Consider the following 725-nt stretch of genomic DNA (forward strand, 5'->3'; position numbering starts at 1 on the left):
CGTCAATCTCTATACGATAAGGAAATTTATCAATGCATGACTTATATTTATATAATAATGCACCCTCATCATTTTTTATTTCTTTCCAGTCTTCATTATCTAATAATACCCACTTTTTTCTTTTTCAGGTAGAGTCTTGACGGATTTAGAAAATAAATAACCATCTCCATTTTCTTTAGAAAAAGCAATGTTTTGAGTACAGTTCAGTCCTTTATCAGCTACAGGTATAGTTTTTCCTGTGATTTGATTTTTCTTTTTAGGGCCTTGAATCACGTCCCTTAAAATCGGCTTTTCACTTTCATTGCCAGGAAACAACTTCATGCCAATAGGGATCTGATTGGCATCCAGCAATAGACCCAAACTAACAATAGGATCTTTTCTATTTTCTTTTGAAGGACCTTTACGTCTGAAATCATCTTCTCTGTCAATTTCAAAATAGAAATTAGTACAGTCAAAATAAGTTTTTGAAGTATTGATATTATAGACTTTCTTCATCTGTTCATTAAAAATCTCAATAAACTTGCCATAATCATTGCCCATAAATGCAAGACCGTCTAGAAGCTGGTCATAAGAAAAATGAGCGGTATCTTTCAATTGAGGAAGAATTTCATGAAAAGTTTTATGTTTACTGCAGGGATTCACAAGACGAGCATAGATCAGAGAAGAAAGCAGTTCATACAGATCAAATTCAAAAGAATTGGAAAGATTGAAATAATCAACATATT

Annotated in this window: 1 pseudogene; it reads right to left on the reverse strand. The window is 32.1% G+C overall.

The window, feature by feature from the left end:
- Window positions 1–725: pseudogene (locus B5E48_RS13445) on the reverse strand (IS1634 family transposase); the annotation flags it as partial.

Origin of the sequence: Massilimicrobiota sp. An105, from assembly GCF_002161155.1 — a bacterium.
Lineage (GTDB): Bacteria > Bacillota_I > Bacilli_A > Erysipelotrichales > Coprobacillaceae > Allocoprobacillus > Allocoprobacillus merdigallinarum.